Annotated in this window: 22 protein-coding genes and 1 tRNA gene; 6 read left to right on the top strand and 17 right to left on the bottom strand. The window is 67.7% G+C overall.

Annotated elements, in window-relative coordinates; all coding sequences use genetic code 11:
• Window positions 1-79: 79 nt before the first annotated feature.
• The 8 genes from MPLG2_RS17940 to mfd all read right to left on the bottom strand — a co-directional run bounded on the left by MPLG2_RS17940 (window position 80) and on the right by mfd (window position 8,998).
• Window positions 80-153: transfer RNA gene (locus MPLG2_RS17940), tRNA-Leu, on the bottom strand.
• A gap of 24 nt (window positions 154-177) precedes the next feature.
• A complete protein-coding gene (locus tag MPLG2_RS17935) occupies window positions 178-1,098 on the bottom strand; it encodes a Ppx/GppA phosphatase family protein (RefSeq protein ID WP_231935718.1) in 921 nt (306 codons plus the stop codon).
• The gene (locus MPLG2_RS17930) at window positions 1,095-1,595 is read right to left on the bottom strand and encodes a DUF501 domain-containing protein (protein WP_231935717.1); all 501 of its coding nucleotides are present in this window, start codon (window positions 1,593-1,595) and stop codon (window positions 1,095-1,097) included. The genes MPLG2_RS17935 and MPLG2_RS17930 overlap by 4 nt, the downstream gene beginning before the upstream one ends.
• 200 nt (window positions 1,596-1,795) lie before the next feature.
• Entirely contained in the window at window positions 1,796-2,368 is a 573-nt protein-coding gene (locus MPLG2_RS17925) for an FtsB family cell division protein (protein WP_105187329.1), read from the bottom strand.
• Between the two features lie 33 nt (window positions 2,369-2,401).
• Entirely contained in the window at window positions 2,402-3,688 is a 1,287-nt protein-coding gene (gene eno, locus MPLG2_RS17920; RefSeq protein WP_105187328.1) for a phosphopyruvate hydratase, read from the bottom strand.
• A gap of 246 nt (window positions 3,689-3,934) precedes the next feature.
• Window positions 3,935-4,546 (bottom strand): MazG family protein, encoded by a 612-nt coding sequence (locus MPLG2_RS17915; protein WP_408632044.1) that lies wholly within the window; start codon window positions 4,544-4,546, stop codon window positions 3,935-3,937.
• Between the two features lie 4 nt (window positions 4,547-4,550).
• Window positions 4,551-5,081: a hypothetical protein gene (locus MPLG2_RS17910; protein WP_158681326.1), complete on the bottom strand. Its 531-nt coding sequence runs from the start codon at window positions 5,079-5,081 to the stop codon at window positions 4,551-4,553.
• A 341-nt stretch (window positions 5,082-5,422) separates the two neighbouring features.
• Complete coding sequence (mfd, locus tag MPLG2_RS17905) at window positions 5,423-8,998, bottom strand: transcription-repair coupling factor (RefSeq protein ID WP_105187326.1); 3,576 nt, start codon at window positions 8,996-8,998, stop codon at window positions 5,423-5,425.
• A 130-nt stretch (window positions 8,999-9,128) separates the two neighbouring features.
• On the opposite strand from mfd, the gene MPLG2_RS17900 reads away from it, so the two are divergent.
• The 3 genes from MPLG2_RS17900 to MPLG2_RS18720 are packed head-to-tail and all read left to right on the top strand — an operon-like array spanning window position 9,129 to window position 11,854.
• Window positions 9,129-9,710 carry a protein-tyrosine phosphatase family protein gene (locus tag MPLG2_RS17900; protein ID WP_105187325.1) on the top strand — a complete coding sequence of 194 codons (582 nt, stop codon included), beginning with the start codon at window positions 9,129-9,131 and terminating at the stop codon, window positions 9,708-9,710.
• A gap of 48 nt (window positions 9,711-9,758) precedes the next feature.
• Entirely contained in the window at window positions 9,759-11,681 is a 1,923-nt protein-coding gene (locus MPLG2_RS17895; protein WP_158681325.1) for an exonuclease/endonuclease/phosphatase family protein, read from the top strand.
• Window positions 11,678-11,854: a hypothetical protein gene (locus MPLG2_RS18720; protein WP_158681324.1), complete on the top strand. Its 177-nt coding sequence runs from the start codon at window positions 11,678-11,680 to the stop codon at window positions 11,852-11,854. The genes MPLG2_RS17895 and MPLG2_RS18720 overlap by 4 nt, the downstream gene beginning before the upstream one ends.
• A gap of 153 nt (window positions 11,855-12,007) precedes the next feature.
• Here MPLG2_RS18720 and MPLG2_RS17890 read toward each other — a convergent pair whose 3' ends face one another.
• The 7 genes from MPLG2_RS17890 to MPLG2_RS17860 form a co-directional block, all read right to left on the bottom strand.
• The gene (locus MPLG2_RS17890; RefSeq protein WP_105187323.1) at window positions 12,008-12,613 is read right to left on the bottom strand and encodes a hypothetical protein; all 606 of its coding nucleotides are present in this window, start codon (window positions 12,611-12,613) and stop codon (window positions 12,008-12,010) included.
• A 67-nt stretch (window positions 12,614-12,680) separates the two neighbouring features.
• Complete coding sequence (gene pth, locus MPLG2_RS17885; protein WP_105187322.1) at window positions 12,681-13,280, bottom strand: aminoacyl-tRNA hydrolase; 600 nt, start codon at window positions 13,278-13,280, stop codon at window positions 12,681-12,683.
• Between the two features lie 9 nt (window positions 13,281-13,289).
• Window positions 13,290-13,928, bottom strand: coding sequence for a 50S ribosomal protein L25/general stress protein Ctc (locus MPLG2_RS17880; protein ID WP_105187321.1), 639 nt, complete (start codon window positions 13,926-13,928; stop codon window positions 13,290-13,292).
• Between the two features lie 401 nt (window positions 13,929-14,329).
• Complete coding sequence (locus MPLG2_RS17875; protein WP_105187320.1) at window positions 14,330-15,286, bottom strand: family 43 glycosylhydrolase; 957 nt, start codon at window positions 15,284-15,286, stop codon at window positions 14,330-14,332.
• A 4-nt stretch (window positions 15,287-15,290) separates the two neighbouring features.
• Window positions 15,291-16,220, bottom strand: a complete 930-nt coding sequence (locus tag MPLG2_RS17870; protein ID WP_105187319.1) for a carbohydrate ABC transporter permease — start codon at window positions 16,218-16,220, stop codon at window positions 15,291-15,293.
• A complete protein-coding gene (locus tag MPLG2_RS17865; protein ID WP_105187318.1) occupies window positions 16,217-17,167 on the bottom strand; it encodes a carbohydrate ABC transporter permease in 951 nt (316 codons plus the stop codon). The genes MPLG2_RS17870 and MPLG2_RS17865 overlap by 4 nt, the downstream gene beginning before the upstream one ends.
• A gap of 158 nt (window positions 17,168-17,325) precedes the next feature.
• On the bottom strand, window positions 17,326-18,624 hold the full coding sequence (locus MPLG2_RS17860) for an ABC transporter substrate-binding protein (protein WP_105187317.1): 1,299 nt from the start codon (window positions 18,622-18,624) through the stop codon (window positions 17,326-17,328).
• Window positions 18,625-18,830: 206 nt separating this feature from the next.
• Here MPLG2_RS17860 and MPLG2_RS17855 point away from each other — a divergent pair, with 206 nt between their 5' ends.
• On the top strand, window positions 18,831-19,850 hold the full coding sequence (locus MPLG2_RS17855; protein WP_105187316.1) for a LacI family DNA-binding transcriptional regulator: 1,020 nt from the start codon (window positions 18,831-18,833) through the stop codon (window positions 19,848-19,850).
• Between the two features lie 133 nt (window positions 19,851-19,983).
• On the opposite strand, the gene MPLG2_RS17850 is transcribed toward MPLG2_RS17855, so the two are convergent.
• Window positions 19,984-20,973: an IS5 family transposase gene (locus tag MPLG2_RS17850; protein ID WP_105187315.1), complete on the bottom strand. Its 990-nt coding sequence runs from the start codon at window positions 20,971-20,973 to the stop codon at window positions 19,984-19,986.
• Window positions 20,974-21,473: 500 nt separating this feature from the next.
• On the opposite strand from MPLG2_RS17850, the gene MPLG2_RS17845 reads away from it, so the two are divergent.
• Together MPLG2_RS17845 and MPLG2_RS17840 are read left to right on the top strand one after the other, a co-directional pair.
• Window positions 21,474-21,878, top strand: a complete 405-nt coding sequence (locus MPLG2_RS17845) for a VOC family protein (protein WP_105187314.1) — start codon at window positions 21,474-21,476, stop codon at window positions 21,876-21,878.
• Window positions 21,875-22,213, top strand: a complete 339-nt coding sequence (locus MPLG2_RS17840) for a winged helix-turn-helix transcriptional regulator (protein WP_105187313.1) — start codon at window positions 21,875-21,877, stop codon at window positions 22,211-22,213. Before MPLG2_RS17845 ends, MPLG2_RS17840 begins: the two co-directional genes overlap by 4 nt.
• Here MPLG2_RS17840 and MPLG2_RS17835 read toward each other — a convergent pair.
• The gene (locus MPLG2_RS17835; protein ID WP_231936029.1) at window positions 22,159-23,100 is read right to left on the bottom strand and encodes a ribose-phosphate diphosphokinase; all 942 of its coding nucleotides are present in this window, start codon (window positions 23,098-23,100) and stop codon (window positions 22,159-22,161) included. The two genes, MPLG2_RS17840 and MPLG2_RS17835, sit on opposite strands and share 55 nt — an antisense overlap.
• Window positions 23,101-23,128 lie beyond the last annotated feature (28 nt).

Genomic DNA, 23,128 nt, shown 5'->3' with positions numbered 1-23,128 from the left:
ACGTTGGAGTGCGGCCCGGCAGCATGTCGTCCCGAGCGGGGCGCCATGGGATTGACCGCAGCGACGCACCTACTCTGTGTGCCCCCGGCGGGAATCGAACCCGCACTAGGGCGGGTTTAAGCCGCCTGCCTCTGCCGATTGGGCTACGGGGGCACGTGCCGAGAAGTCTACGGGTGGTCAGCCGTGCAGCAGACCCAAGGCGATGCCGTCCAGAATGTCGGACTCGCTGATCGTCAGGTCGACCGGCATGCGGGCGCCGATTCGAGCGGCGATAAGGGCGCCGGCGCAGATCACGTCCGCACGCTTGGGGTGCATGGACGGCAGGGCCTTCACCTGCTCGACGGTCGAGGTCAGCAGGTCGTGGGTGAGCGCGTGCAGCTCGACTCGACTCATGGACGACCCGTGTACCTTCGTCCGGTCGTAGGCGGGCAACCGCTGGTTGAGCGCCGACAGCGAGGTGGCCGTGCCGCCGACGCCGATCCAGGTGGCGATGCTGTCGAAGTCGACGCCCGAGCCGTCGAGAAGGGAGTCGATGTAGGCAGACGCCGCGTTGACCTGTTCGGTGGTGGGCGGATCGCCGGCCAAGAATCGCTCGCGCACGCGGACACTGCCGATGTCGAGCGAGAGCCCGTGGTCGATGTGCGGCGCCGCTCCCCCGCTGCCCACGATCAGTTCGGTCGAACCGCCGCCGATGTCGATCACCAGCACCGGTGCGGCAACGTCGGGCAGTGCGGTGAGCGCTCCGGTGAATGAGAGCCGGGCCTCTTCGTCGCCGCTGATGATCGCGGCTTCGACGCCGAGCCGCTCGCGGGCTCCGGCGAAGAACTCGTCCCGGTTGGACGCGTCCCGCGCCGCCGAGGTGGCGACCAGGCGCACGCGGTCGACGCCCAACTGGGCGATCACATCGGCGTACTCGGCGAAGGCGTCCAAGGTGCGGGCCAGGGCGTCGGGGTGAAACCGGCCGGTGGCGTCCACACCCTGGCCGAGCCGGGTGAGAATCAGCCGGCGGTCGAGGTCGACCAGCCGACCCTCGTCCCCGGCTTCGGCGACCAGCAGCCGCACCGAGTTGGTTCCACAGTCGATCGCCGCAACCCTCATCGCTCCCCCAGACATTGGCCGAACGGAAAATCGCGCAACTTGGCGACGGCCTCGTCGCCGAGGGGGTTGACCCCCGGGCCCGCGGCCAGCGCGTGGGCCACCAGCACGTGCAGGCACTTGACCCGCGTGGGCATGCCGCCGGCGCTCACGTGGTCGATCTCGGGCACCACACCCAGCGCCCGCCGCTCGGCCAGATAGGACTCGTGTGCCTGACGGTACTGCTCGGCCAAGGGCTCGTCGTCGGCCAGACGGGCCGTCATCTCGGTCATCACCCCTTGTGCTTCAAGGGTCGAGGCGCCGGCGACGGCCAGGGGGCACGTGAGGTAGTAGAGCGTCGGAAACGGGGTGCCGTCGGGTAGGCGCGGTTCGGTGACCACCACACCCGGGTGACCGTCGGCGCACCGCCAGGCAACCCGCACCAGGCCGCGGGGCAGGCGTCCGAGTTGCTGCTCGATGGTGGCGAGGTCGATCTGGTCGATCACGGACGGGCTGGGCACCCGTTCATTCTGCCCGGCCCGGCGCCCGGCGGTCGACGCGACTGCTTGGGGACGGTTCGCGAGACGGTTGCGGGACGGTTCTCAAGACGTTGGAGAACCGTGCCCTCACTGGTTGGAGAACCGTCCCCTCACCGGTTGGAGAACCGTCCCCTTACCGGTTGGAGAACCGTCCCCTTACCGGTTGGAGAACCGTCCCCGGCCTAGCGGCCGACGCCGCGTTCGGGGTTGTCGGCGGTTTGCACCGAACCCCAGAGCCGGTCGAACCACATTTCGGAATGTTCACCCGGGGGCAGTTCGGTCTGTGAATCGAGGACGACCCCGGTACCGAGCGGTTTGCCGTCGGGGCCGATCACCTTGAAGCCCTTCTCACCCGGCAGCAGCCAGCCGAGCCGGTCGCGGGCCTGCGCCTTCACGAACGCGGGGTCGTTCCAGCGGTTCAACTCGTCTTGCAAGTCGCTGATCTGCGCCGTGCGCTGCGCGATCTGCTGCTGCGCCTCGCCGAGGTCGCGCTGCTGTTCGAGATAGATGCGCAACGAGTTGGCGTACGACAGGGTCAGGATCACCAGCACGCTGAACACCGCCAACGCCCGCCGCGTGAGCGCGAACCGGGTGGGCAGCGCAGGCAGCCGGCGGCGGGTCTTCGGGGCGTCGTCCACCGCCTGCGCCGACGGCGTGCTCACCGACTTGGGCGTGGACGCACGCGAGCCGGCCCGGGTGCGCGAAGTGCGTCCCGGGCCGGCTGTTGACGTGCGCGGCCGCTTGTCGCGAGCCATCAGAGGAGACCAATCATCCCCATCAGCTTAGGCTCAGTTGGTGCTGAACCTGGGGAAGGCGGACGCTCCGGCGTAGCGTGCCGCGTCTTCGAGGTCTTCTTCGATGCGCAGCAGCTGGTTGTACTTGGCCACCCGCTCGGTACGCGCCGGGGCACCCGACTTGATCTGACCGCAGCCCAGGGCGACGGCCAGGTCGGCGATCGTGGTGTCTTCGGTCTCGCCCGAACGGTGGCTCATCATGCTGCTGAACCCGGCCCGGTGCGCCATGGTGACCGCGTCGATGGTCTCGGTGAGCGAACCGATCTGGTTCACCTTGACCAGCAGCGCGTTGGCCGCCTTGGTGTCGATGCCCTTCTTGAGCCGCTCGACGTTGGTGACGAACAGGTCGTCGCCGACGATCTGTACCTTGCCGCCCAGTTCGGCGGTCATCTTGGTCCAACCGTCCCAGTCGTCTTCGTTCAGCGGATCCTCGATCGAGACCAGCGGGTAGTTGGCGACCAGGTCGGCGTAATAGGCGACCATGTCGTCGGCGCTGGTCGACTTGCCCTCGAAGTTGTAGGTGCCGTCTTCGTTGTAGAACTCGGACGCCGCCACGTCGAGCGCGAGCGCCACGTCGGTACCGGGGGTGAAGCCCGCGTTGCCGATCGCCTCGACGATCAGGTCGAGCGCCTCTCGGTTGCTGTCGAGGTTGGGAGCGAAGCCGCCCTCGTCACCCAGGCCGGTGGCCAGACCACGGCCCTTCAGCACCGCCTTGAGCGCGTGGTACACGCCGGCGCCCATCTCGAGGGCCTCGGCGAAGGTGGAGGCGCCGATCGGGGCGATCATGAACTCTTGAATGTCGACGTTGCTGTCGGCGTGCGAGCCGCCGTTGAGAATGTTCATCATCGGTACCGGCAGCAGGTTCGCGGTCGGCCCGCCGATGTACTTGTAGAGGGGCAGTCCGGCCGACTCGGCGGCCGCGTGCGCGACGGCGAGCGACACGCCGAGAATCGCGTTGGCGCCCAGCTTGGACTTGTTGGGGGTGCCGTCGAGTTCGATCATGGCGTCGTCGACGGAGCGCTGCGCGGACGCGTCGAGGCCGATCACCTCGGCCGACAACTGCTGCTGCACATTCTCGACGGCCTTCAGCACGCCCTTGCCGCCGTAGCGGCCCTTGTCGTCGTCACGCAGTTCGGCGGCCTCGAAAGCCCCGGTGGACGCGCCCGACGGAACGGCGGCGCGTCCGTGCGAGTCGTCTTCGAGAATGACCTCGACCTCGACGGTGGGGTTGCCGCGCGAGTCGAGAATCTCGCGGGCGTCGACGAATTCGATTGTTGCCACGATGCGGTGCCTTTCGGGTGGTGTGGAAACGGTTTCGTCTTCACCCTAGCGGTCATCGTGCGTTGTGACAGGCCTGCTTGCGGGTTCGTCCACGCTGCGGTGCAGAAGGGTTGCACGGCGTTCACCGTGGTGTCGGGGCCGGGTTACGAAATCTGCGCGCCAGTGATCACCCACACGGCGTGTCGCGGCCGATCGCGCTCACTGGCGCTCAGGTTTCGGACGAAAGCGGCGCACCGGGCGGATCGCTCAGCCCGCGGTCGACTCCGCCTGCACAATCCGCTGCTCCAGCCGGCGGACGGCCGCCCGGGTCGCCTGTTCGGCGTCGATGCCCTGGTCGTTCGCCTCGACGACCAGCGCGAGCATGCGCTCGCCGATGTCGGCCGCCGAGGCGTCGGTCGACACCGGCACCCCGTGCGAACCGGCGCGGGCCAGCACCTTGCCGGCCCGGGTGAGCGCCGACATGCGGTCGGGAATGCCGTCGAGGGCTGAGGTGCGGCCTTTCTCGGCTCGTTTGCGCTGCTCCCACGATGCGAGCAGGTCGTCGGGCACGTCGGCGTCGGCGAACACGTACGGGTGCCGCGCGATCAGCTTGTCGGCGATGCCACGCGCCACGTCGTCGAGGGTGAACCGGCTCTGCTGGGCCGCGATCTCGGCGTGAAACACCACCTGCAACAGCAGGTCGCCGAGCTCTTCGGCCAGGGCGTCGTCCGACCCTTGCTCGATGGCTTCGACCACCTCGAGGGTCTCTTCGACCAGGTAGCCGACCAGCGACTCGTGGGTCTGCTCGGCGTCCCACGGGCATTCGCGGCGCAGCCGGTGCATCACCTCGACGAGGCGCTGCAGCTGTGCGGCCGGCACGGACTCAGGCGGACGGCGTCGCGCTGGGCCAGGGCTGCGAGAGCTGGCCGCCGGACTGGTTGATCGACAGGGTGTCCAGCGCCCACGCCCCGTAGCGCGGGTTCACCTGGACGGGAATCTGCTGGGCCCGCGCGATGAACGCCTCGGCACCCACCTTGCTCAGCACCAGCGAGAGATCGGCGGCGTCGCGGGCGAAGGGTGCCGCGTTGGGATCGTCCAGAAACTTCGCGTAGCCGCTGATCTGGGTGTTGGCGGCGAGCGCCTCGACCTGGCCCTGAGGGGTGATCTCGATGGCCTGTTCCTTGGCGATGATGCGGGCCAGCTCGCCACGAATCGCCATGGTCAGCACGGCGGTGTTCAGGTCGGCAATGGCGGCGTCTTCGCGGCCAACCGCGGTGACTGTGGTGTCGAGCGCCTTGGCGGTGATCGCGGTGCCGTTGACCGTGGCGGCCACCGTGCCGCTGGGTGTCGAACAGCCGACCAGGGTCAGCAGGCCGGCCACCAGGGCGGCCACCACCCAACGCATACGCTTCATCACAGGCTCCCTCGATACGTTCCGCAGCGATCCTAACCGTTCGGACGACGCGGTTCGGACGAACCAGCCCGCGCCTGCAGTGCAGCCTTCTCGGCAATCGCGCGCGCTCTCATGGTGCCGACCAGACTCTCGTGTTGCAGCCCGACAACGTGTCGGGTTTCCGACAAACGTGTGGCGTTGCTGAAAACGCCGCACGGAAGGCGATCAGCCGGTGACGCTCGTTCGGCGGTCGCCTGATCTGCATCCGTGATCTCGCCGGGCCGCACGAGATCGCGTCAGTCCGCACGAGATCCCGGCGTGCGCCGGGATGACTAAGCCGGCACACCGACACCGACCAACCGTCAGAAGATGTCGTCGAGCACCGTGGTCGCCCACTGCAGCAATGGCAGATCGACGATGGGCTGCCCCGCGATCGGACGGGTCATCGGCCGCGGAATCAGCACGTGCCCGGCGGTCTTGCGCACCTGCGAACCGGGGTAGAGCCGGGTGAGCCGCAGCTGCTTCGAATCGGGCAGGTCGGCCGGGCTGAACCGCACGGACGTGCCGGCCATGATGATCTCGGTGATGCCCTTCGTCCTCGCCAGCAGGCGGAACCGGGCCACCGCGAGCAGCGCCTCGGCCGGTTCGGGCAGCGGGCCGTACCGGTCGTGCAGTTCATCACGGACGGCCTCGATGCCCACTTCGTCGCTGACCTGCGCCAGCCGCTTGTACATCTCCAACCGCAGCCGTTCCGATTCGACGTAGTCGACCGGTAGGTGCGCTTCGACCGGCAACTCGATCTTCATCTCGGGCTCGGGTTCGACGTCTTCGCCGCGGAAGTCGGCCACCGCCTCGCCCACCAGCCTGATGTAGAGGTCGAAGCCCACCTCGGCGATATGCCCCGACTGTTCCCCGCCCAGCAGGTTGCCCGCACCGCGAATCTCGAGGTCTTTCATCGCGATCGCCATGCCGGCCCCCAGGTCGGTGTGCGCTGCCATGGTGGCCAGCCGGTCGTGCGCGGTTTCGGTGAGCGGCTTCTCGGGCGGGTACAAGAAGTAGGCGTAGCCGCGCTCACGGCCACGCCCGACCCGTCCACGAAGCTGGTGCAACTGCGACAGGCCCAGCAGGTCGGCCCGCTCGATCAGCAGCGTGTTGGCGGTCGAGATGTCGAGACCGGCCTCGACGATGGTGGTGCAGACCAGCACGTCGGCGCGGCGCTCCCAGAAGTCGACCATCACCTGTTCGAGGGCGTGCTCGTTCATCTGCCCGTGGGCCACGGCGACCCGAGCCTCTGGCACCAGTTCGGCCAGCCGTTTGGCGGTCTTCTCGATCGAGTTGACGCGGTTGTGAATGTAGAAGACCTGGCCCTCACGAGCCAGTTCGCGCCTGATCGCAGCCCGCACCTGGGCTTCGTCCCACGGGCCGGCGAAGGTGAGCACCGGGTGCCGCTCTTCGGGAGGGGTGGCGATGACGCTCATCTCGCGAATGCCGGTGATGGCCATTTCGAGGGTGCGCGGAATGGGGGTGGCGCTCATCGACAGCACGTCGACGTTGAGCCGCAGCTTCTTCAGCGCCTCTTTGTGTTCGACCCCGAATCGCTGCTCTTCGTCGACGATCACCAGGCCGAGGTCTTTGAACTGCACCTCGTTGCCGAGCAGGCGATGCGTGCCCACCACCACGTCGACGCTGCCGTCGGCAATGCCTTCGGCGGTCTTCTTCGCCTCGGCCGGGGTCTGAAAGCGGCTGAGCGGGGCGACGGTGACCGGAAAGCCGGCGTAGCGATCGGCGAACGTGGCGTGATGCTGTTGCACCAGCAGGGTGGTGGGCACCAGCACGGCGACCTGCTTGCCGTCCATCACAGCCTTGAACGCGGCCCGCACGGCGATCTCGGTTTTGCCGTAGCCGACGTCGCCGCAGATCAGCCGGTCCATCGGAATGACCTGCTGCATGTCGGCCTTCACCTCGGTGATCGCGGCCAACTGGTCGGGGGTTTCGACGTAGCTGAAGGCGTCCTCGAGTTCGCGCTGCCAGGGGGTGTCGGCGCCGAACGCGTAACCCTGGGACGCCTGCCGCGCCGCGTACAGCTTGATCAGTTCGGCCGCGATTTCACGGACGGCCTTGCGGGCGCGCGACTTGCGCTTGTTCCAGTCGGCGCCGCCCATCTTGTCGAGGGTCGGGTTCTCGCCGCCGACGTAGCGGGTGATCAAGTGCAACTGGTCCATCGGCACGAACAGCCGGTCGCCGGGTTGACCGCGTTTGCTGGGCGCGTACTCGACCACCAGGTACTCGCGGGTGGCGCCTTGAACGGTGCGCTGCACCATTTCGACGTAGCGGCCAACCCCGTGCGTTTCGTGCACCACCGGGTCGCCCGCCTCGAGTTCGAGCGGGTCGATGGTGTTCTTGCGCCGGGCGGGCATCTTGCGCGCCGACTTGTCGACCTCGCGCTGGCCGGCCAGATCGGCCGCCGTGTAGAGGGTCAGCTCGACCCCGGGCAGGGTGAAGCCGTGGCGCAGTTCGGCGACCGTGATGGTGGCGAGGCCCGGCTCGGGCGGTTGCGCCAGGTCGAGTGCGCCGCGGGCCGGCACCCCCGCCTCGGTGAGCACCTCGCCCATGCGGGTGGCCAGGCCGGGGCTGTCGGCTACCAAGACCACCCGTGAGTTGGCCGCGACGCTGGCTCGGACGGCCTCGACCCCGGCTTGGGCGTCGCCCCGGAACACCTCGCCCTCACGGGCCGCCACAGTGCGCGACTCGACACCGGCCAGGTCGGACTCGCCGATGCCGAGATCGATGGGGTCGTCCCAGTCGTCGACGGGGGCCACGGCCTCGGGCGCGGCCGCCCACGGCGACAGCGACCACCAGGCCTGGCCCCGCCCGAGCGCATGCTGCCGCACGTCGGCCAACTCTCGGTAGGCGCCGGCGGCCAGGTCGATGGGCGCCTTGCCGCCCTCGGCCGCCGCGACCCATGACGCCTGCAGAAACTCTTGGCTCGTCTGCACCAGTTCGTGCGCCCGAGCGCGCACCCGGTCGGGGTCGGAGACCAGCACCAGGGTGTTGGCCGGCACCACGTCGATGAGCAGTTCGAGGCCGTCGACCAGGGCTGCCGACAGGGCCTCCATGCCGTCGACGGCGTGACCCTGCGCGATCTTGTCGAGCATCTCGGTGAGGTTGCCCTGAATGGTGCTGGTGGCATCGGCCAGGGCGGCCGCGCGGGCCTTGACCTCGTCGGTGATCAGCAGTTCGCGGCAGGGTGAGGCGACCACCTCGGTGATCGGGTCGCCGAACGACCGCTGGTCGGCCACGGCGAACGCGCGGATCTCGTCGATCTCGTCGCCGAAGAAGTCGACCCGCACCGGGTGCTCTTCGGTCGGCGGAAAGACGTCGAGAATACCGCCGCGCACGGCGAACTCGCCGCGTCGTTCGACCAGGTCGACGCGCGTGTAGGCCGCGTTGACCAGGGCCCGGGCCAGGTCGGACAGGTCATGCTCGGCCCCCACCCGCAGCGTGACCGGCAGCAGGTCGCCCAGGCCCCTTACCTGGGGCTGCAGCACCGAGCGAACCGGGGCCACGATCACGTCCGGAGCCGGCAGTTCGTCGTTGCCGGCCAGCCGGCGCAGCACCTGCAGCCGCCGTCCGACGGTGTCGGAGCGTGGGCTGAGCCGCTCGTGGGGCAACGTCTCCCAGGCCGGGTAGTAGGCGACCCGCTCGTCGCCGAGCAGTGAGGCGAGGGCCGCCGTGGTGGCCTCGGCCTCGCGGTAGGTGGAGGTGATCAGCAGTGCGGGGCGTCCAGAACCGGCGGCGAGTGCGGCCACCAGCACGGGCCGCAGGGCCTCGGGCGCGGTCAGGTCGAGGGCGCGCAGCAGACCCCGCCGCGCATCGTCGACGGACGGTGCGATGGTGGGGTCGGCGGCGACGAGATCAACCAGTCCCGACAAAGTCACCGGGCAACCCTACTGCCGCGCTGCGACAGTTTCGGACGGCGGGTGGTCCCGCCCGCTCCGGCCCCAACGACCCGGCCCACCACGAGCATCGTCACCAATAGGTCGGCCTGCGCTGGCCTAGGGTCGTCACATGACCGATCTGCCCACCTTCGTGCATGCCGACGCCGACTTCGTCACCGACCGAATCGCTGTGGGCGGCGGTCTGTCGAGTCACGGCATGGTTGCCCACCAGCAGATCGCCGAGCTGATGGACCTGGGCATCACCCACGTCGCCGATCTGCGCGCCGAGTGGTCGGACGCCGACCTGGTATTCGAGCGGGCGCCCGACATCACCTACCTGCACCACCCGGTCGAAGACGCCGGGCAGACCATTCCCGGCGAGTACTTCCAAACCCTCGCCGACTGGGCCACCGAGGCCCTCGCGCAGCCGAACACCAAGCTGCTCGTGCACTGCCACGCCGGGGTCAACCGCGGGCCGTCCGGCGCCTTCACCGTGCTGCTCGCCCAGGGGTGGGGCGTGCGAGAGGCGCTCGAGGCGATTCGCGCGGCCCGTCCGATCGCCTGGATCGACTACGCCGACGACGCCATCGACTGGCATCTCGCCGACGCCGACGATGCCGCCCGCACCGCGGCCCACGAGATCGTCACCGAATGGCGCTGGCACAACCATCTGCCCTTCAACCAGGCGATTCGGCAGACCCGGCCCGACTGATCCGACCCCGTGGCGTATCTGCCTGGGCCACTTCTGCTCTTGGCGGGCATGGACGCCCTACGCCTGATGACCTTCAACGTGCAGTGCCTGCCCCTGATCGCGGGCGTGCTCGACGGATCGATCTCGATTCCCGGTGCCCTGGTCGGCCTGTTTCCGGGCACCGACGACGACGCGATCGACCGGGCCACGGCGATCTGCGCCGACCTGCTGGCGATCGCGCCCGACGAACGACCCCAAGTGATCGCCCTCAACGAGGCGTTCAACGAAGACGCCCGCGGCATCTTCCTCGACCAGTTGAAGCCCACCTGGCCCAACATCGTCGAGGCCGTCTACGAAGCCGACCTCGAAGAGGACGCCGGGCTGATGGTGTTCTCGAGCCTGCCGTTTCACACCCTGCCCGACGGTTCGACCCACAGGGCGCAGTTCTACTCCGACGACGGCGGTGACGACTCGTGGGCGTCCAAGGCCGCCGTGCTGGTGCAGGTGGGGCTGCCGGCCGAGGTGACCACCCTGGTGTTCACCCATCTGCAGGCCGCCTACGACAGCGACGACCAGTACCGCGACGTCCGGGCCCGGCAGCTCGAGGAGCTGCTCAAACTGATCGACCGGGGGGTCGGCGACGACCGCGACCAGTGGCGCAACGTCGTGGTGGCGGGCGACCTCAACATTCGCGGTGACGCGGGGTCCGCGTCCGACGAGTGGTACGAAACGTTCACCGGCGCCGGCGAGTTCGGCCAACGCTTCGCCGACAGCTGGATTCAGCAGAGGCCCCCTGGGGTACAGGAGAACCTCGACCCCGGCCTATCGCATCGCGACCGGGCCACCCAGGGCGAACAGCGGCTCGACTACGTGTGTTGCCTGAAACGCCGCGACGGCGAAGCGATCGTCGCCCACCAGATGCGACTGGGTCATCGCACCGTCTCAGACCACTACGCGCTCGAGGCGCTCATTCAATTCGAGGCCGACCGCTGCCAGCCCTGCCGCGCGGTGAACCTGGACGAGCTCTCGCCCATGGCCGGCGCCCCGGTGGCGGGCCAGCCGGTGGGTTCGCTGGCCTGGCACGTCGACGTGACGATTCCGGCCGACGACGGACGGTTCTGGCTCTGGCTGCCCCGCCCGGGCACGTTCAGCTTCTTCGCCGCGACCGACCTGACCTACCAGGTGTTCGCCGCCACGGACCTGTCGCACCCGCTGGAGCTGTTCAGCACGCTGAAGGCGGGCGAGGTGCCGGCGTCGGTACAGGTGGCCGTGCAGGAGTTTCGCGGCCAGCTCGATCCGGACGGCGGCACCTTCGTGCACCGTCAGCCGATGCTGATCTGCGTGCGGTCGGCGTCGGGCGACCCGGTGCGTCACCGGCCCTTCATGGTGTTCGAGCACCGCGGCGACACCCCGCAGACGGCGCTGGCCCTGCCGCCGCACTTCGACCTCGACCTACCCTTTCCGCTCAACGAGTACCTCGGTGCCGACGACCAGGTGTGGCTGCGGGTCAAGCCGCGCGCCACCTTGATGGGCACCACCCGCAGCGAGTCGATCGTGTTGACCCAGGGGCAGGCCGACGCGGCCCGCATGACCCAGTACGACCGGGCGCTCACCGCCCTCGCGGACTGGTACGGCAGCGGCGAGCTGAGTTTCAGCTTCGACGCCACCGATGACGACGAGTTCTACGTCACCGTGAAGCGTGACGACCCGAGCCAGATCCGTCAGGTGATCCGCTGGAACACGCCGGTCTGCTACCTGCGCCTCGACAAGGGCATGCAGGTGCACGTCGACGACGAGACGGGCAAGGACTGGCCGGGCGCCGACGAGCCCGAGCTGGACCTCTCCATCGACGGCACCCACCTCACCCACGTCACCTGGGACGACGCAGACACCGGCGAGGACTGGCCGGGCTTCACCGACGCGATTCGCAACGCGGTCGTGGCGCGCGGCTGGACCTCACATCGGTGGGGTTGTGCCAGGGCTTGGAGGTGACCATCGAAGACCCGGACGGCATTCCGGTCGCGCATGGTGTGACCAGTTGGCCGCTCAACGGCATGCAACCGGGCGAGCCCGCCGAGGTGAAGCGCATCACCAAGGTGACGGTCTTCGACGGCTGGAAGGACGGCACCTACTCGGTGGTGTGCACGCTGACTCGCGACGCCTGACACCGCCGTTGCCGGTTGAGCGTGCCGAAACGAGCTGACCTCCGTCATCCGGACACACACCACCGTCATCCCGGACTTGATCCGGGATCTCGCCACCCGCGCACCGCACCGGAGATCCCGGCATTCGGAGTCTCGACAAGCCCGACCAGCGGGTCAGCCGCCTCGAACGAACCGCCGTAGCGCGGAAACGCCCACGAGCGTCGCGAACAGGCCCAGCATCACCGCGAGAATGCGCGACATGCGCACCCGGGGCATGTCGTACGACACGTGCGAGAAGGTGCCGATCAGGTCGCCGATGCCGGGCAGGCCCCACACCAACAACCCGAGCCCCAGCACAATCATCAGCGCCACGCTCACCCAGGTGAGGGCGTCCGGACGAGCCGGTTGACCCTTGCGCGACAGGCCGCCGCCCAGGGCGCCCAAGCCCACGACGACCGCGAAGGGCCCGAAGAAACCCGCCATCAGCCGCAGCGGATTGAACCGGAACACATCGAGGGTCGGCGACTCGAAAGCGCCCAGCGCCGGGCCGCCCCACCAGACGGCCAGGGCGCCGAGGGCGAGCAGCACGCCACCGACGATGCGCGGCCCGGTCGCCGATGGTGCCGCGTTCGGCAACGGCGGCGGCGTTCCGAACGGCGCCGAGTCATGCAGTGACCCTGCAGCCGGAACCATCGGCGCCGAGCCCGGCACGGGCGTCCACCCGCTCGATTCGGCAGTCTGGTCGCGCTCGGCCGGTTGGGGTTCGTTCGGCAGCGTCATGCGCTCAGGGTGGGCACCCGGCGGGTCGATTCGGCCCGCTCTCGACGGGCTCGGCGCGAAGATTCGATCAGGAGTTGAACGTGTTCTGGGCGGCTTCGAGGCCGCGCAGAATGAGCGCCTCAACGGCGTCCGCGCTGCGGTCGATCTCGAGTGCGAGCTCTTCGCGCGCCGAAGCGGGAAAGTTGGTCAGCACGAAGTCGGACGGCGCCTGCCGGCCGGGCGGACGGCCGATGCCGAAGCGCACGCGGTGGAAGTCGCCGGTGCCGAGCGCCGAGCGAATCGACTTGAGCCCGTTGTGGCCGTTGTCTCCCCCGCCGAGCTTGAGCCGCAATCGTCCGAAATCGAGGTCTAGTTCGTCGTGCACCACGACCACCTCGGCCGGCTTGACCCCGAAGTACGCGCAGGCCTTCGCCACCGCGGCGCCCGAGTCGTTCATGAACGTGCGCGGCTTGACCAGCACGATGCGCTGGGCGTCCGCGCCGATGCCGCCCATGCCGAGCGCGGTGAGCCGGGTCTCGCAGATGTCGGCCCGCATGCCGCGCGGCGCCGTGAAGCCGGCACCCGCCCGCCGGGCCAGTTCGTCGACCACCATGAAGCCGACGTTGTGCCGATGAAAAGCGTAGGTCGGGCCCGGATTTCCGAGCCCGACCACCAGCCATGCAGCCATGGGTGCTGCTTACTCGCTCGCGGCGGCCTCGGCCTCCGCCTCGGCGGGAGCCTCGCCCTCGTCGCCGGCCACGGCCGCGTCGAGCTCGGCGTCGATCTGCTCCTGGGTCTTGGCGGCGGTGACGCTGAGCATCAGGTCGTCCGGCTCACCGGGGAACACCGCACCCTCGGGCAGGTTCAGGTCTTTGGCGGCGATCGAATCGCCGATGCCGAGGGCGGTGACGTCGATCTCGATGGCGGCCGGAATGTTGGTGGCCTCGACCTCGAGGGTGATGGTCTGCTGATCCATCACGATCACCCGGTCGGCCTTGTCGTCGGCGCCGATCACGTGCAGCGGCACCTCGACGGTGACCTTCTCGCCACGCTTCACGATCACCAGGTCGACGTGCTCGACGGTGCCCTTCACGGGGTTGCGCTGCACCTGCTTGGGCAGGGCCAGCTGGGCGGCCTTGCCGTCGATGCTGACCGACAGCAGCGCGTTCGCGACGCGCAGGGCCAGCAGGGTGTCGTGGCCGGGCAGCGACACGTGCACCGGGTCGGATCCGTGGCCGTACAGCACGGCCGGAACCAGGCCGTCGCGGCGCGCACGACGGGCAGCACCCTTACCGAACTCGGTGCGGGCAACTGCGGCAATCTTCACTTCAGCCATGGGTGGCTTTACTCCTCTACCTCGTCTGCAACTCAGAATCTCGAACGAGGGAGGGCACGCGCATCGCGCACACCTTGTCGATCACGGGCCCGGGGCCCCTCGCCGAGGCAACCCCCATAATCTACCCGGTTCGCCGGGCGGGTGTGAAATCGCGAAGGCGGCGCGAGATGGGGCCGGTTCCGAACTCGCGCCACCAGTCTCGTCCCGACCGGACGGCGCTTCAACCGTCATCCCGGCGGACGCCGGGATCTCTGTCGATAGAGGCTGGATCTGGTGCCTTCGTACGTCGGTGGTTGCGTCCTGAGATTCCGGCGTCCGCCGGAATGACAAGCGCCCTGGCGCGAGAGGGGAAACCGTCCTCAACCCGCCCACCTCGACCCGCTCGATCCCCGATGCGCCGATCAGCCGACCAATGCACCTTCGATGACCACCTGCGCGTCGTTCACCACGACCCGCTGGGGGTCGGTGATGCTGCCCACGAAACTGTCGTCGAGGCCGACGTTGCGGAACGCCAGAAACACCGCCTGACCTGAACGGTCGTGGACGAAGCGGCCCACGTACTGGCTGTCGTCGGTGAGTTGCTGCGCACCGGCCAGGTCGTACGGCCCGAGCGGCGACGCGGCCGCGGCCAGCCACACGCCCCCGGTGGTACCCGTCGCGCGGTGCGCCGCCGAGAGGTCGCCGGCCAGGCAGTTGAACACCAGATAGTCCCGACCCTCGAGTCGGACGGTCTCGAACACCTCGAGTTGCCCATACCCCTGACCGGGCTCTGACAACGGGGGTTGCAGCGTCCAGGAAACCAGGTCGGGGGACGTCGCGTGCCCCACCACGCCCCTGTCGTCCGCCGGTCCGTGGTTGGCCCGAGCCGTGATCAGCAGGTGCCAGCCGTCACCGTTCGGATCGGCCAACACCCACGGGTCGCGGAACGCCTCGTCGTGCCACTGCCCGTCGCTGAGCTTCTCGTACCACTGCGGGTCGGCAGACAGAATCTGGCCGCCCTTCGTCCACTCGTACAGGTCGGGCGAAGTGGCGTAGCAGATCGACTGCACGTTCGACCCGCCGGGCGCCGCCGTGGCGCCCGTGTAGAACAGGTACCAGAGACCGTCCGGGCCCTTGATGATCGAGCCCGTCCAGGTGGCCAGGTCGTCGGCCGCCGGCGCGTCCGATCGAACCAGTGCGTCGGTGACCCGGGTCCAGTTCGTCAGGTCGTCAGAGACCGCATGCCCGACGGAGGCCCGGTAGTGCCGGGCGTCCGGGTTCTTCAAGGCGCGCGAGGCGTACAGAAAGAACAGGTGGTAGCGGGTGCCGTCGTCGACGATCCAGAAGTCCCAGACCCATGCCTCGGGCAATGAGAACATGACCTCAGCCCTTCACGCCGGAGCTGGCGATCGAGTTGATGAACGCCCGCTGAAAGGCGATGAACAGGGCGAGCACGGGCACGGTGATCATCGACGCGTACGCCATGATCTGCCCCCAGGCGGTGCCGGTCGAGCCGGTCATCTGCTTGAAGTAGTCCATGCCCACCATCACCGGACGGATCGCCTCGGATTGGGTGACCATCAGCGGCCACAGGTAGCTGTTCCAGGCCGGCAGAAAGGTGAGGATCGCGACGGTGGCGATGGCCGGGCCGGACAGCGGCATCACGATCGAGCGGTAGATACGAAACCAGCCGGCCCCATCGACCTTCGCCGCCTCGTCCAGCTCCTTCGGAATCGAGTCGAAGTACTGGTAGAAGAGGTAGATCGAGAACGCGTTGGCCACGAACGGAATGATCTGCACCTCGTAGGTGTCGAGCCAGCCGATCGAGCCGTCGAAGTAGGGCAGTTGATTCACCCACCACAGCAGCGGCAGCGCCATGGTCTCGAAGGGCACGATCAGCGTGGCGAGGATCACCCCGAGAATGAGCTTCTGACCGCGGAACTCCATGCGCGACAGGGCGAAGGCGGCCATCGAGTTGACCAGCAGGCCCAGCGCGACGGTGACCACCGAGATCAGCACCGAGTTCATCATGAAGGTGGCGAACGGCACCCGGTCGATGACGCCGGAGTAGTTGTCGAGCGACAGTGATCCGACGGGCAGGAACGCGTTGATCGTGCCGAGGGCGGCGAAGATCTCGTTGTCGGGTTTGAAGCTCGACACGATCAGAAACACCAGCGGCAGCCCGAACACCAGGCACAGCACGACGCGTAGCAGCATCACCAGCGGCCCCAGCCACGGCTTGGCTTTCGTGCCTGCGACGGCCACGGTGGCATCGGCGTGGCTGTCGGCCACGTGCGAGAGGGTGTCGCTCATCGTTGAAGCTCCTTGTCACGGGTGAGGTAGCGCTGCACCAGCGAGACCGCCAGCACGAGCACGAAGAAGACCAGCGACATGGCCGAGGCGTACCCGGTCTGTTGCTGCTGAAAGCCGGTGCGCACCGCCAGGAACACCAGGGTCGAGGTCGAATCGAGCGGGCCGCCCTGGGTCATGATCTGAATCTGGGTGAACAGTGAGAACGCGGCGATGGTGATGGTGATCAGAATGAACGTGCGGGTCTGCTTGAGCCCGGGCCAGGTGACGTGGACGAACTGCTGCCAGCCGGTCGCCCCGTCCAGGGCCGCAGCCTCGTACAGGTCGGCCGAAATCGTCTGCAATCCGGACAGCCAGATCACCATGTGAAAGCCCATGGCCTGCCAGGCCGACATCAAGATGATCGCGAACAGGGCCGTGTTCGGGTCGTTCAGCCAGTCGGGGCCCGTGATGCCGACCTTGGCGAGCAGCGCGTTGATCAGGCCGTTCTGCTGATACATGAACATCCACAGCATCGACACCACGACCATCGAGGTGACCACCGGCAGAAAGTAGACGGTGCGAAAGAAGTTGGTGCCGCGCACTTTGGCGTTCACCAGCAGCGCCAGGCCCAGGGCGCAGCCCGACTGAACCGGCACGATAACCACGGCGAAGATCACCGTGTTGAGCAACGAGTGCCAAAACGTGTTCGACCCGAACAGCCGGGTGAAGTTGGCCAGCCCGGTGAACTTGGCCGGGGTGGGTGAGATAAGCCGGGCGTCGGTGAACGCCAGGCTCAGGGTCAGCACGATCGGCACGATCAGAAACACCAGCATCAGAATCGCGGCGGGCGCGAGCATGGCCCACGCGGTGCCGCTGGCACGGCCGGACGGTGCCCGGCCCTTGGATTTCCGCTTGCCCAGTGCGACTTCCTGGCCGCTGGCGGCAACGGTGGCGGTGGCCGTCGACATCGACGAACTCCCTTCGGTTCGGGTTGGTCGCCGGCCGAGCCTGTCGAGGCCCCGAAGTGCAAGGTCTCGACAAGCTCGACCAACAGACCGGCGTGTGTCGGCCGGCCGAGCCTGTCGAGACCTCTGCGTGCGAGGTCTCGACAAGCTCGACCAACGGGTCAGCTGTACTGCTGCTGGTTGCTATCGATGTCGGCGACGGCCTGGTCGAGCGTGGCCTTGGGGTCGGCACCGTTGAGAATGTCCTTCGCGGCCTTCTCGAAGGTGGTCGCGACGAACGGGTAGCCCGGGGTCTCGGGACGCAGCACCGTGAACTTCTTCGAGTACTGACGGAAGATGTCGTTCTGGCCGCCCTCTTCGAACCCGGGCACCAGAGCCGCGGCGGCGTCGGTGGCCGGAATGTTGTTGGTGTCTTGCGCGACCTTGGCCACGTACTTGTCGGCCGCGGCGAACTTGAGGTACTCCGCAGCACCGGCGGCGTCGGCACAACCGGTCGACATGCCCCACGTCCACGAGCCGCCGCCAACCTTCGGACCGTTGCCGAAGTCAACGGGCGGGGCGAACAGAATGTCGTCGCCGAACTTCTTGCGGGTCGGGACGGCCGTCCACGAACCGTTCCACAAGAAGGCGGTCTTGCCGTTCATGAAGTCCTGCGACGGGTCAGAGCTGGACTTCTTGGCCATGTAGCCGTCTTTGCCCATCTGGTTGAACCAGTTCGCCCACTTGATCGCCGCGTCGCCGTTCAGCGAGCCCTGTGCGGACTTGAAGTCGGTGCGATTGATCAGGTCGCCGCCGAAGCTCTGCAGCAGCGGCGAGAACCCGTAGGGCCACCACTCGCCGGTCCAGCCCGTGGCCAGGTCGGCCGGGTACTGGAAGTCGCCGGAGTCCTTGACCTTCTTCATCGCGGCCATGAACTCATCAGCGGTCCACGGCTGGTCGATGGTTGGCGTACGAATGCCGTACTTCTTCAGAATCGACTTGCGGGTCACCCAAGTGAGCGAGACGTCGTAGTAGCCGTAGGCGTAGGTCTTGCCGTTGTACTTGGCGACGGTCGACGGCAGGAACTTGCCCAGCACGTCGTCCATGCCCTCGATCGGGGCGAGGTAGCCGGCCCAGGCCCAGTTGGCCACGTTCGGCTGGTCGATGTCGAGAATGCAGGGCAGCTTCTTCGCCGCCGCGGCCGCGGTCACCGACTGGTTGTAGCTGTCTTGCGGAAACGCCTGCAGCTTCACCTGGTACTTGGTCTGGCTGGCGTTGAAGTCGTTGACCACGGACGTGACGGCCGCCAGTTCTTCTTTGTTGCCGGCGTTGTGCGTCCACATGCTCAACTCGACGAGGCCGCTGGCGGCGGCCGTGGAGTTGCTGGTGGCTTGGGCACCACCGCCCTTGGAGCAGGCGGCGAATGAGAGCGACAGCGCTGCGGCGATACCCACCACGCCGAGCTTCTTCAGTGAGATCACGAGGTTCCTCCGGAACGATCGAGGGTTCTGCTGTGAACCCTGGCTTGGGCGCTAAATCCATTTAGCTGAGGGAACCGTAACAGCCCAGCGGGCGGTGGTCAACCCTGCTAAATGGTTTTCATGTGGTACTTCTCACGCAGTGATGGTTGGGAGGGGATGACACCCGTAGCCATGGCAGAATCGGCCACCGAGGGGGTGCGCAGGCAATGACCAAGCGGACGACGCTGGCCGACGTCGCGGCCCTCGCCGGGGTGTCACCGACGGCGGTCAGCCTGGTGCTGAACGACAAACCGGGCAGCCGCCTCTCGGCAGACGCCGCGGCGCGCATCAGGGCCGCGGCCGAACAGCTCGACTACCGGCCCAACCCGGCCGCCCGCAGCCTGCGCGTCGGCAAGACCCAGACCGTGGCCTTCTTGTCAGACGACGTGACTGTCACCCGGTACGCGTCGGCGATGATCCGCGGCCTGCTCGACGTGGCCGAGCAGCACCGGCACACCGTGCTGATCGCCGAGACCGGCAGCAACCCACGGCGCATCAAAGCGGCGCTGCGGGCGATGCTCGACCGGCAGCCGGACGCGGTGGTGTTCGGCCTGATGGGTGCCAAAGAGATCGACGTGCCCAAGATTCCGGCCGAGTTGCCGGTGGTGCTGATCAACTCCACCAGCCCGGCCGATCACCCCAGCGTGCTGCCCGCCGAGTACGAGGCCGGACGCGCCATGGCCACCATGCTGCTCGAGGCCGGCCACCGCGACATCGCGGTGATCGGCTACTCGCCCGAGCATGCGTCGAACCCGCGCGAGTCGGTGACCATTCAACTGCGATACGACGGCATCTTCGCGGCCTTGAACGAGTACGGCGTGACGCCCAGTTGGCTGTACGACAGCTTTGTGTGGGAGCCACACGTGGGCTACGAGGCCATGCAGGAACTTCTCGCGAGCGGGGCGCGTCCGACGGGTTTGATCTGCCTCAACGACCGGCTGGCGTTCGGCGTGTACCAGGCGATGGCCGAGCACGGCCTGCGGGTGCCGGACGACATCTCGATCGCCTCGTTCGACGACGACGTGATCGCGTCGTACCTGCGTCCGGGCCTGACCACCGCGGCGATTCCCTACGAAGAGATGGGTCGCCGGGCCATGGAGATGCTGCTCAGCGACGCCGAACCCGAACACCTGCTGGTGCACATGCCGCTTCGAGTCCGCGAGTCGATCAGAACTGTCGACCCCTAAGGAACCGCTGATCAACGTGCCATTCGTGGCGTGAGTGACGGTGATCGTGCTCTTGGAGGGGTTGGGTGTGGGCGTTGTCGGCTGATCGATTCGCTGCGGGGGGCCTGTTGGGGCGGTTTCGGGCAGGCTGACGCTATGCCGCCGCCGTGGTGAGAGCGACGGCACGTGCCCGCATCAGCCAGTTCGCCAACGCGAACGCGACGTGGAGATGATGGAGATTCTTCGCCAGGCCGCGGTAGCGGGTCTTGGTGAACCCGAAGTCTCGTTTGACGATCAGGAACGCGTGCTCGACCTTGGCCCGCACCCCGGCCTTGCGGGACTCGATCGCCCGCTCATGAGGATGCATCCTCGCCAACTGGCTCTTGCGGGCTGCAATGTGCCAGGTGACGCCGGCGAGGTGGGGATCGCCGGTGATCTCCTCGCGTTTGTCGACACCCAGGTAACCGGCATCGCCCCACCCGGCAGTGTCATCGGGCCGCATCAGATGGACAGCCTCGGTGATATCGGACACGTTCGCCGCGGTGGCGGTGACCGAGTGCACATATCCGGTGCCGGCATCGGTGCCGATGTGGGCCTTCATCCCGAAGTACCACTGATTGCCCTTGCGGGTCTGGTGCATCTCGGGATCCCTGGCACCGGTGGCGTTCTTGGTCGACGACGGTGCCGCAATGATCGTGGCGTCCACGATCGTGCCGCCCCGCATGATCCAACCCTCACGCTCAAACAGGTCGTTCTGCGCCGCCAGCAGTCTCTGGCCAAGCTGATGCTTCTCCAACAGGTGACGAAAGTGCAGCAGTGTGGTCGCGTCGGGCACCTGCTCCACCGTGAAGTCCACACCCAGGAACCGGCGCATCGCGAACGAGTCGTAGATCGCGTCCTCGACCCCCTCATCGGACAGGTTGAACCAGACCTGCAGCAAATACATGCGCAGCATCATCGCCAGCGGCTTCGCCTTCCGACCCGTCTTACCTGGCCGGTCCAGGTAGTAGTACGGCTCGATCAGATCGATCCACACCTGCCACGGGATCGTGGCCTCCATCTGCTCCAAGAACTGCTCACGTTTGGAAACCCGCCGACGATTGCCGTACTCGACATCGGCGAAAGAAGGCTGCTCGCTGTCCATACCCCAACAATTTCGCGTCCCAACAGCCGAAGCCAGCCACCGAACCGCACACCACAAAGATCAGCGCATCCCTAAGGCTGGGTGCGGCGGAAGAGACCGCCGTCCACCTCACTCGGCATTCCGGCGAACGCCGGGATCTCCCGGGTGGGACAGACGGTGCGACGAAGCGTCCGCCTCACTCGTCATCCCGCGAACGCCCGACGACCCGGGTGGGACAGCCGGTGTGGACGGAGCCTCCACCTCACTCGTCATCCCGGCGATCGCCGGGATCTCCCCGCCGAGACCTTCCACACCGGTCAGTTGCGAACGGTGCTCAGCAAGCACCTGCACGTGAGATCCCGGCATCCGCCGGGATGACGGGGCGGAAGTCCGCCGGGGTGACGGGGCGGGCGTCCGCAGGGACGACCCGAAGGGACCGGCGGGACAACGGGGCGTCCGACTCAGTCATCCGGCATCAGCCGGGCCTTGACTGCTCACTTGTATTTTGCAAGTATCCCGGCATGAGCCTCTTCATCACCTGCCCGGTCGAGAGCGTCGACCGGTCGACGGCCTTCTACACCGCCCTGGGCTGGCCCCTCAACGCCGAGATGTCCGATCACAACGTCTCGTGCTTCGCGATCGCGCCCGAACAGTACGTCATGCTCGGCAGTCGTGAGATGTATGCCAGCGTCGGTGGCTCGGAGCAGCTGATCGGCGGGCCTGACACCCCTTCGAAGGTCACGGTGTCGTTCGACCTGCCCAGCCGGCAGTCGGTCGACGAGCTGGTCGAGCGCGCGGGCGCGGCAGGCGGCCGGATCGGTGACACCGACGACTACACCTTCATGTACCAGCGCCAGTTCGACGACCCCGACGGCTACCACTACTCCCCGTTCTGGATGAAGCCAGAGGCCGAACCGACCCCGTGAGCGATCTCGCCGCCGCCCTCGACGTCGTAGGAGCCCGGTGGGCGCTGCTCATCGTGGAGCAGCTGCTCGACGGGCCGCAGCGCTACGGCGACCTGCAGCGCGCCCTGGGCGTGCCGACCAACATGCTCGCGATCCGACTGCGTGAACTCGAGGACGCCGGCGTGCTGGCGCGGCTGCCGCTGCGGCACAACACCCGCGCCTACGCCCTGACTGAGCGCGGGCTCGCCCTGCGCGAGTCGATTCAGGCGCTCGGCACGTGGGCCGCCGCCGGGCGGCCGGCCTACTCGACGCCGCCGAACAGCGAGGTCACCGAGCCGTCCACGAAGACCTCTTGAATCGCCTTGGCCAGCAGCGGTGCGATCGAGAGCACGGTCAGCTTGGGAATCACCAGGTCGTCCCTGATCGGCAGCGTGTTGGTGACGATCACCTCTTCGAACGCCGACGCGTTCAGTCGCTGCGCGGCCGGCCCCGACAGAATCGGGTGAGTCGCCGCCGCGATCACCGCGGACGCCCCGTGGTCGCGCAACGCCGCCGCCGCCTGGCAGATGGTGCCCGCGGTGTCGATCATGTCGTCGACCAGCAGGCAGACCCGGCCCTGCACGTCACCGACGACCTCGCCGACCGCCACCTCATTGGCCTTGTTGGGGTCGCGACGCTTGTGAATGATGGCCAGCGGCAGGCCCAGCCGATCGGACCAGTTGTCGGCCAGCTTGACCCGTCCGGCGTCCGGTGACACCACGGTCATGTTCTTGCTGGGGTACTTCGACGCCACGTAGTCGGCCAACACCGGAATGCTGAACAGGTGGTCGACCGGACCGTCGAAGAAACCCTGAATCTGCGCGGCGTGCAGGTCGACGCTCATCAGCCGGTCGGCGCCGGCGGTCTTGTACAGGTCGGCCACCAGCCGCGCCGAAATGGGCTCACGTCCGGCGTGCTTCTTGTCCTGCCGGCCGTAGGGGTAGAACGGTGAAACGACGGTGATGCGCTTGGCCGAGGCCCGCTTGAGCGCGTCGATCATGATCAACTGCTCCATCAGCCACTCGTTGACCGGTGCCGGGTGGCTCTGAATCACGAACGCGTCGGCGCCGCGCACCGATTCTTCGAACCGCACGTAGATCTCGGAGTTCGCGTAGGTGACCTGACGGGTCGGCACCAGATCGACGCCCAAGAGTTCGGCCACCTCTTCGGCCAGCTCAGGGAACGCGCGCCCGGTGCAGAGCATCAGGTGCTTCTCGGTGGGTCGCTTGATG

The organism is Micropruina glycogenica, from assembly GCF_900289045.1.
GTDB lineage: Bacteria > Actinomycetota > Actinomycetes > Propionibacteriales > Propionibacteriaceae > Micropruina > Micropruina glycogenica.
Note: the sequence above shows the minus strand (reverse complement) of the source record. Positions and strands in the feature narration are given on the sequence as shown.